At 44.9% G+C, this 8028-nt stretch carries 8 protein-coding genes; 2 read left to right on the top strand and 6 right to left on the bottom strand.

Annotation, left to right across the window (positions count from 1 at the left end):
• A partial coding sequence (locus HRU42_RS19680; RefSeq protein WP_295033644.1) for a sensor histidine kinase occupies positions 1-769 on the bottom strand: 769 nt, incomplete at its 3' end.
• Between the two features lie 77 nt (positions 770-846).
• Positions 847-2634 (bottom strand): serine hydrolase, encoded by a 1788-nt coding sequence (locus HRU42_RS19675; protein ID WP_295033642.1) that lies wholly within the window; start codon positions 2632-2634, stop codon positions 847-849.
• Positions 2635-3158: 524 nt separating this feature from the next.
• On the opposite strand from HRU42_RS19675, the gene HRU42_RS19670 reads away from it, so the two are divergent.
• Positions 3159-3455, top strand: coding sequence for a hypothetical protein (locus HRU42_RS19670; RefSeq protein WP_295033640.1), 297 nt, complete (start codon positions 3159-3161; stop codon positions 3453-3455).
• Here the strand turns inward: HRU42_RS19670 and HRU42_RS19665 are convergent.
• Positions 3446-3574 (bottom strand): hypothetical protein, encoded by a 129-nt coding sequence (locus HRU42_RS19665; protein ID WP_295033639.1) that lies wholly within the window; start codon positions 3572-3574, stop codon positions 3446-3448. The genes HRU42_RS19670 and HRU42_RS19665 overlap by 10 nt on opposite strands.
• A 192-nt stretch (positions 3575-3766) precedes the next feature.
• Between HRU42_RS19665 and HRU42_RS19660 the strand changes: the two genes are divergently transcribed.
• Positions 3767-5701 (top strand): radical SAM protein, encoded by a 1935-nt coding sequence (locus HRU42_RS19660; RefSeq protein WP_295033638.1) that lies wholly within the window; start codon positions 3767-3769, stop codon positions 5699-5701.
• Positions 5702-6076: 375 nt separating this feature from the next.
• On the opposite strand, the gene HRU42_RS19655 is transcribed toward HRU42_RS19660, so the two are convergent.
• From HRU42_RS19655 to HRU42_RS19645, 3 genes are all read right to left on the bottom strand, one after another.
• A complete protein-coding gene (locus tag HRU42_RS19655; protein ID WP_295033636.1) occupies positions 6077-7222 on the bottom strand; it encodes an OmpP1/FadL family transporter in 1146 nt (381 codons plus the stop codon).
• Positions 7223-7265: 43 nt separating this feature from the next.
• Positions 7266-7736: a hypothetical protein gene (locus HRU42_RS19650; RefSeq protein WP_295033634.1), complete on the bottom strand. Its 471-nt coding sequence runs from the start codon at positions 7734-7736 to the stop codon at positions 7266-7268.
• A 70-nt stretch (positions 7737-7806) separates the two neighbouring features.
• Positions 7807-8028: hypothetical protein (locus tag HRU42_RS19645; RefSeq protein ID WP_295033633.1), on the bottom strand; the 222-nt coding region annotated here is incomplete at its 5' end.

Below are 8028 nucleotides of genomic sequence, written 5' to 3'. Positions count from 1 at the left end.
TGACCATAGGCGGAATTTTGATATCATCTGAATCTAACTGGATCTTGCTGCTAAAATCCAAACGCTCTTCATATTGAATCTTAGCTAATTCTATAAAGTGATTCACAACTTCAAGCTCTTTATCAATCTCAATCAATGAGCTATGTTCTGAAGTGAGAGAGTAGCGAAGCACTTTTGCAAGGAAAGTGATCATATCCCTTGCTCTCTCTACATCCTCAAGCATTAATGAACGTATGTTATTCAAACTATTGAAGATAAAGTGTGGGTTAATTTGTCCCATTAATACATTTAATTGGGCACTCTTTAACGTATTTTCTAAGCTAAGTTTATCCAGCTGACTTTTGTTCCAGCGGATCAAATAGCTGGCACAAAAATATATACAGCACCATGAAAGTAACATCGGATATAAGCCAATACTGTTACTCACGATAGATTCAAAAGTAAACAGGTTTTCACTTTTGCCTATTAGGATTAGATATATACCAAGGGGAATTAATGTACTAATTACCATGATTAACGTAACTAGGATCGATAAGAACATCACCCAGACAATGATCGATAAGGGTTTACGCTCAATCAAATTAAGCTTTTTAAAAATGTATCTGAGTAAATTAGAGCAGAATATCCCGAAGGTGATAATCAAAAAACTTGATATAAGCTCAATTAACCAATCAGATCCCCCCAAAGACACTCTCACTAACAGGTTAATCAGACCGACAGTCCCCCAGCCGCTAAGCTGACAAATCCAGAATATTTTTTTCTTCGACATAGTATACTCAGAGAAAGACACGACCAATATTTGCTACTAATGCCGATACTAACAGGCTAATCCATAACGCGGTTAGATTACCAAGTCCAAAGACTGATTCCCACATAATTCCAATAATAGCAATATGTTGCAAATACTAAGAGACCCATCGCCGTAAACAGTGCAAAATACTTAGCCATTACATTTGGCTCTAGCTTCCACGCCGACAACACTCCCCAAAGCCCTAGAAAACTGAATATCATCAACATAATGCTGCTGACGTAAATCAAGATGGTTTGCCAGTTCAATCTTCCAGCCTCAAATAGGCTCAAATTCATCATTGCAAAAACCAATGAAGCCAGTGAAGCTATTGCCAGCCCTTGACCTGCTCTTAACTTCAGCCTAGATTTGTCAGAAAACAGTCCTCTGGATAGATTGATTAGCCAAATTGGCTGATAGATAACCGTTAATAGTATGGATAGCACACTCACACTCAATACCACTAAAGGGAACCAGGCAGAAAATGCACTAACAGACTTGAAATATTGGCCATCTATTTGAAATGCTATCCCTGCTGACGTATCAGAGATAAAAATGCCGGTGGGATAAGCACTACCAACTTTTGCGTATGCTTGATCACCCACATGATGAAGTAATACGTCGTCTCCTATCAGCGGCCCGAGCAATATAGTCTGTTTGTTGACCACTATATTCACCACAGAAAATGGATATTCAAGCCCTATAAACAGCTGATTTCTAGGGTTCATCATCCTGTAATATCCGCCAACGGTTTCATCGAGTCCCTCTCTGGTAGTTAATGGTGCTAAAGAATGATTTCCAGTCAAGAATCCAGTAAGTAATTCCACAATGGCATTATAATTTGCGGTACTGGTATTGACCATGACAACGAAGCCTGTATTAAGCTCCAATGAATAACCCAATGATGTAATGAAGCCATCGATGCCGCCATTATGACCAAGCCAGTCATGATTAGTGTGCATCTTATGGTACATAGATAAGTGGTATATTCCCAACCCATAGCCATGTTTAAGGCCGGCCTTGGCCGCGCTGGTTGAACGGGGGGATTCCATTGACGTTATGGTTGCAGCATCGATACCTTGGATAGAAGCCCATTCCCCCCGAGAGAGCAGAAACGAACCTAGATGAGCCAGTTCAGAGGCTGTCGAATGCAGGCTTCCGGCGGGTCGTAAGTATATCTCTCTATAAGGGACCGACTTGTCATCGACAAAGCCCTGGCTGAGCTGTGCTTGTACCACTGAATTATTGCTAGCATCGCTTTGAATCATGTTAAGCGGCGTTAATAGATGATCATTGAGGTAGTGTGCAAAACCCTGTCCTGAAAACTTTTCTATTAGATAGCCTAGAATTCCATAACCTGGATTAGAGTAACTATGACGCGAACCAGGAACCCAACGCACATTAAGCGATGAATGATCCCTATTGATAGCTTCTAGCATTGAGATATTCTGTTCATCGACATTATAAAAATTCTTAAAATGCATATCATCGAAGCCCGCAGTGTGTTCGAGCAAATGAATCACCCGAACAGGTGCAAAGCCGGCCCAAGTATTTGAGAACTCAACTTCTGGTGCTAGATCGCTAAGTTTACTCTCTAAAGAAAACTTACCATCATTAATTAACTTCATGACAGCCAGTGCAACAAAGGGTTTAGTGGTAGAACCAGCTCGAAATAAAGTGTCCTCAGTGACAGCTTCTTGAGTTAGTTTATTCTGAACGCCGAACGCTTGAGACCAAAATATTCCCTCAGCATTAAACAGTGCGACTTGCATTCCGGGGATATTTTGGTCATCCATAGCATTGTTCAAAGCTACAGATAATTCTATTAAGGACTGAGGTTGACCCACACTATCTGTTGTGGCCAACGCCGAGGCGCTACAGACACAAAGTGCTATACCTAGTACTACAAACTCAATCATTATCTTCATTTTGTCTCCATCACGACACACCCATTAGGGAATTAAAGGACTAGTATCAATGACAAAGAGTCGTTGTGTTGGAACTTTTACATGAGCGGTAATATAAATGATTAAGCGGTACATCATCTTGCTTTCACTATCTAAGGAGATTTAATCAAGATCCAGCGTACCGAGAGCTCACATGCACTATTAGGTCATTTTAGACATCCACCTTCACTCTCAGCTTGCTCCCTTTATCCTCCTAAGGTTGAACAAACAAATAATTTGCGACTCCCCTAGTAAAACATGACGAGATCCAAATTAGTCGCCAAAAAATGAAATAATGGGTGCGTGTCTCACTGAAAATGGTTACTACAGGCACTCTAAGTTATTTCGATATTTTCAAGTGTGGGTGTCATGCAGTATTCAAAGTTTGGTGAAAATTTAATCGTAACTCAGGCATTAATCAGTTGATGAATGATCTCAATGAAGGGCTACGCACACCAGGCGCCATAATGTTGGGTGGGGGTAACCCTGCCACTATTCCGGCGATGCAGGATGACTTTCACCAAGCAGCAAGTGAGATGCTAGCAAACGGTGAGCTGATAGCGGCATTAAGTAATTATGATGGGCCCCAAGGTAAAGACACCTTCTTAAAATCCTTGGCTGACTTATTACGAGACACTTACGGTTGGGAGATTAGCGAGAAAAATATCAGCCTGACCAATGGTAGCCAGAGTGGGACCATTGCCATCAATGCTTACGGATGAACTATGTGCAAGATGAAGCCAAGATGCGCGCCGGTATAGCGATAATCGCCGAAGAAGTTGAGCAGGCTTACGCCCAAGACTAATACCATTGCGAGTAAGTATCGGATAACTCGTTGCAAATATCTTCTGTAACTCGCTGTGAACCCATCCGTGGGCGCTTAGCCGTGAAATCTGATATTTACTCGGGTTTTTATCTAGGTCATTTGCTAGAATCCATGCTTATTTTATGGCAACTGTATCAGCTGCCACACTCTGGCTTTCAGTGAACAGTTTCACACAGAGTATCCAGGTTTACTATTTAAAGGCAGGCTATGACCGTTCTCCTAATGACTCCACCTATGACCCAGCTGAATACGCCCTATCCGGCAACAGCGTATTTAACTGGTTTTTTACGCTCCCGAGGCTATGAGGCGGTTCAGCGAGATCCTGCAATTGAGCTGTTCCTAGAAATGATGACAGCGCCTGCGCTGGAGATTATTCGTCAGCATGTGGAAGAAAACTTCGAGCATTTTGAAGACGATGAGTTACCTGATGTGATCTTTAATTTTCTGGCTGAGTTTGACCGTTATCATCAAACCGTTGAGAGCGCTATTCGCTTTTTGCAGGGCAAGGATCCAAGCCTTGCCCTGCGTATTAACTCCCGTCGTTTTTTACCAGAAGGCCCAGCGTTTGACACTATTGCGCAGATGGAGGCGGTATCAGGCGATGTGTTGCAAGCGGCCTTTGGCAATCTAGGCGTACAAGATAAAGCCAAATATCTAGCCACCCTGTTTATTAATGATCTGTCGAACGTCATCACTCAGGGGGTTGATCCCTACTTTGAAGTGAGCCGTTATGGCGAGAAATTAGCGGCGGCCAACCCAAGCTTTGACAATCTGTACGATACCTTGATGGACGAACCTAGTTTCAGCTCGGAAATTTTGGAACAATTGGTCGAGCAGTATCTGGAAGAAACTCAGCCTAGCGTCGTCGCGTTAACCGTACCTTTCCCCGGCAATATGCTAGGAGCCTTACGCATAGCGCAAACCTGTAAAGCCATCAATCCAGATATCCCCATCGTAATGGGCGGTGGTTTTATCAATACCGAACTGCGCGCGCTCAAAGACCCTCGCGTGTTTGAATTTGTCGATTTTATCTGTCTGGACGACGGCGAACGTCCTTTTATAACCCTGCTGGAATACTTTGCAGGACAACGTGAGATAGACGACCTGGTGCGAACCTATTTCCTCGCAGAGGATGAGGATGGCCAAGCATACGTACACTTCAATGAAAATAAGCAGCTCCACGATATCCCACAAACCGATGTCGGTGCACCGATCTACGATGGCCTGCCATTGGGGGAATACCTGTCTTTGTGTGAAATGCTCAATCCGATGCACCGCATTTGGAGCGATGGACGCTGGAATAAACTGACCATAGCTCATGGCTGTTACTGGCGTAAATGCAGCTTTTGCGATGTCAGTCTGGACTATATCGACCGCTTTGACGCCGCAGGAGCCGATGTTCTGGTGGATAGAATCGAACAAGTCATCGAAGAAACCGGAGAGACAGGTTTTCATTTCGTCGATGAAGCCCTACCGCCAAAGCTTTTGTTTGCGCTAGCAAAACGGCTAATCGAACGTAGGGTCATGATCAGCTGGTGGGGCAACATCCGTTTCGAGAGGACGTTTAGCCAAGCACGTTGCCAGTTGCTGGCGGATTCCGGTTGTATCGCTGTTAGCGGCGGTCTTGAGGTAGCGTCTGATCGTCTATTGAAACTGATGAAAAAAGGCGTGAGTGTTGAGCGGGTCGCCCAAGTAACCAAGGCCTTCAGTGATGCGGGTATATTGGTTCACGCCTATTTGATGTATGGCTTTCCAACACAAACCGAGCAAGAAACCATAGATTCGCTGGAGATGGTGCGTCAGATGATGCAGCAAGCTTGTTTCCAGTCCGCTTACTGGCACCGTTTTGTGGCCACGGTTCACAGTCCTATTGGCATGAACCCGGAGAAGTTTGGCATTACGCTGGCTGAACGCCCGGAGATCTTATTCGCTGAAAACGATGTAGACTTCACCGATCCAACCGGCGTGGATCATGACATGCTTGGGGTCGGGCTGCGTAAGGCTATCTACAATTATATGCTAGGTATTGGCTTTGAGCAGCCGATCAGCTTCTGGTTTAAACAGCCTGTTACACCGACTAAGATGAAAAAAGATCTGATATCAAAAACGATCAACAATCTAATCGCCAGCAGTCAAGAGTGAGCAGCAGCTAATCATCATTAGGGTTACCTCCTAACCTCACTCGAAGAGAAAACAAGCAAGTGTAGAGCCTAGAGTGGCTCCGATTGCCTGACGTGGGGGCCGTGCATGATCTTGTATGAGACATGTCCATCTGACCCACAGGGACGTGGGAAGACCTGAGTGATACCCAAGTATCTCAGATAATATGGGCCAGATAGGGTCAGCTTAGGGCAGTATTAACCCAGCCCATATACTCGAGCGACCTCGAAATACAGTTTTGAACTGGCTTGGGGATATTTGGCGCAGATAGAATAACGCAGCTGCACTTATCCAGACTAACGCCGGAGCAGTTACCTAGATAACAACATTAGCCCAGTGAGCCCGCTGCCTTATTATCTAATATCTTAATGAGGCCGTGATAAAGTGGGCTCTATTTTTTGAATAGCTGCCTTCAACCAAGGTGTTTATGCCACCAGGACCCGTCATCAAGATATCGGCCTGACCTAGGTCGCTGTACTGGTATGCGATCCCTAACCACTTATCGCCCCATATTTTCTTCTCGGCACCGAACCCTATTCGCCATTGGCTATCCAGAGGCAGATCTATCGTTCTGTCTGCCGCGGTGTCAATCGGGCTTGAATCGTAAGATGCGCCTGCCATCAACACCCATTCGTCGAGCTGGTGACGTATCGCGATGCCAACACCATAGGTATCTTGATATTGATAGCCTAGGCTATCACCGCTAGCGCTCCATTCTTGCCAGTTCATCGAGAAGGACAATTGCGTCCGTTCAGTCGCTTGATAACTGACGCCTATATCGACAATTTGAGGCCAGGTAAGCGCGCTTGGAGCCGGAAACATACCATCATAGGAGAATTCATGATCACTTCCTGACTTATAGCTGATGCCAACAAGCCAGTTATCCAACTGGTATTGAGCGCCTAAGGAGAACGCAAAATTGATGTCTTGATCACTGAGATTATTGGCAAAACTTGTTCCTTCGAGCAATTGCATATCAATACTCGCGTATTGCGCGATCACTGCCGCCCCCAGTGACCAGTTTTCATCTAATTGATAAGCCGCCGCAAACGTAAAATCCACGATTTCTATCGCGCTTTCATTGACGACAGTTGGGGTGTTTGCGCCAAATAATCCATTTTTATATTCCAAACCTAAGCCACCGGGAGCATGTACACTTCCCCCCAGGACCCACTTATCATTTACGCGTTGCGCATAGGATAAATGGGGGATAGGCGTGGTGCTAGAGGAGCTAGCATCACCAAGGTTATTATTAAATTCAGCATCGACTATGATGACTTGAGCGCCCAGGAGATAGCTGCTGTCTTCTATGCCTGTTAAGCCCGCTGGGTTGGTAACCATAGCCGAGCTATCTCGGTTATTGGTTACCCCTGCGACGCCTGCCATCGCTATGCTCTCAGTCGTTGCGATCTGTGATAATGATAATCCAGCAGCGTTCACTGAAACACTGCTAAGAAGCGTCACTAACCCACCGACTAGCGGTGCAGTATATTTACCTTGCATAATATGTATTCCCTTATGAGGATTCAATTCTCTAGCCATTGCATCACTGAATGGTCAATAAACGTCCACGTTCTATGTCCTGCTTGACAATTTCAGGGCTTAACACGGTCCTATGGTGTCCCTGGGTTGCCAAAGCCTGCTCTGCTCTGTCATGCAATTCATCAAGGTCTAAATAATTTGCCGCCAAGTTTTCACAATACGCCTCATGCCAGAGCAGACTGCTGTCAGGATCAGACATGATCTGTTCAGCCTTCTTACCGAGACTATTCATGTAGTACATACCCAATTCGGCACCGGTAACACCCGTATACTCGATTAAATTAACGAACGCAGGTTCTTGTTGCTGATCTGAGATAAAACCGTTGTTATAGCACACGGTAATACCTATGATATCGTTAGCCAGTAACTCGAGTTTGGGGTTGAAATGGTTATGGTTATGGTTATGTTCGACTGCAAACGCTAGCCCGGGGAGAAGGATGAAAACACTGAAAATTGATTTAAGTAAGCTATTCATGCTGGGTTTCCTAATCTAACGCGCAATAACAAGAGGCGGTTATAGCCCCTTGTTAATTGCTGCTCAGAAATTATTTATTATCGTTTCCTGCACCGTCCTGACTCTCTGTCGGACGTGTTACCGATTTTCTGTCTAAGCCATGATGCTCGCGCATACGATCAACATATTCCTGTTTAGTGTTCATCCCCTTCCTGAGCGAGTCTGGAAGTTGCTCGGCCGGAAGCACAATATCGCGATCGGCGGGCCATTCGGTCAGCAGCTCAGGCATGTAACCTTCAGGATAGTACAATTT

The organism is Shewanella sp. (assembly GCF_013214165.1).
In the GTDB taxonomy this organism is placed as follows: domain Bacteria; phylum Pseudomonadota; class Gammaproteobacteria; order Enterobacterales; family Shewanellaceae; genus Shewanella.
The sequence above is the reverse complement of the archived record's forward strand: the minus strand, read 5'-3'. Positions and strand labels throughout refer to the sequence as shown.